This window comes from Pseudomonas sp. HP_08 (genome assembly GCF_055284095.1).
In genome coordinates, this window is sequence record NZ_JBTOQC010000033.1 from 1 (window position 1) to 1211 (window position 1211).

At 63.9% G+C, this 1211-nt stretch carries 1 protein-coding gene; it reads left to right on the top strand.

Annotated elements, in window-relative coordinates; all coding sequences use genetic code 11:
• Positions 1–1211, top strand: a 1211-nt coding sequence (gene ilvA, locus ACYAS9_RS21935; protein ID WP_463570408.1) for a threonine ammonia-lyase, biosynthetic, incomplete at both ends; no start/stop codon positions are given.

A 1211-nucleotide genomic window follows, 5' to 3' on the forward strand; every position in this document is an offset into this window, starting at 1 on the left:
GCCATCGAAACCCCGCTGCACGGCGCGCGCCAGTTGTCCGAGCGGCTGGGTAATCAGGTGCTGCTCAAGCGCGAAGACCTGCAACCGGTGTTCTCCTTCAAGATCCGTGGCGCGTACAACAAGCTGGCGCAACTGTCGCGCGATGAACTGGCGCGCGGCGTGGTCACCGCGTCTGCCGGCAACCATGCTCAGGGCCTGGCGCTGGCCGCCCGCGAACTGGGCATCAAGGCCATCATCGTCATGCCCAAGACCACCCCGGAGATTAAGGTCGAAGGCGTGCGTTCGCGCGGTGCGCAGGTGGTGCTGCATGGCGATTCGTTCCCGGAAGCGCTGGCGCATTCGCTGAAACTGGTCGACGAACAAGGCCTGGTTTACATCCATCCGTATGACGACCCGGACACCATCGCAGGGCAAGGCACGGTGGCGATGGAAATCCTCCGCCAGCACCCAGGCCAACTGGACGCAATCTTTGTCCCGGTCGGTGGCGGCGGCCTGATCGCCGGCATCGCCGCCTATGTCAAATACCTGCGCCCGGAGATCAAGGTCATCGGTGTCGAGCCGGACGACTCCAACTGCCTGCAGGCTGCCATGGCCGCCGGCGAGCGCGTGGTGCTCAGTCAGGTCGGGCTGTTTGCCGATGGCGTGGCGGTGGCGCAGATCGGCCATCACACCTTTGAAGTCTGCCAGCATTACGTGGATGAAGTGATCACCGTCAGCAGCGATGAAATCTGCGCGGCGATCAAGGACATCTACGACGATACCCGCTCGATCACCGAACCTGCCGGCGCACTCGGTGTGGCGGGCATCAAGAAATATGTCGAACTGCGCGGCGTGCAGGGCCAGACGCTGGTGGCCATCGATTCCGGTGCCAACGTCAACTTCGACCGCTTGCGCCATGTCGCCGAACGCGCCGAGCTGGGCGAAGGCCGCGAAGCGATCATCGCGGTGACCATCCCCGAGCGGCCGGGCAGCTTCAAGGCCTTCTGCGAAGCCATCGGCAAGCGGCAGATCACCGAGTTCAACTACCGCTATCACACCGACCGCGAAGCGCACATCTTCGTCGGCGTGCAGACCCATCCCGACCGCGACCCGCGCCATGCACTGATTGCCAGCCTGAGCGAACAAGGCTTCCCGGTGGTCGACCTGACCGATAACGAACTGGCCAAGCTGCATATCCGACACATGGTCGGCGGCCATTCGGAGCGGGTCAG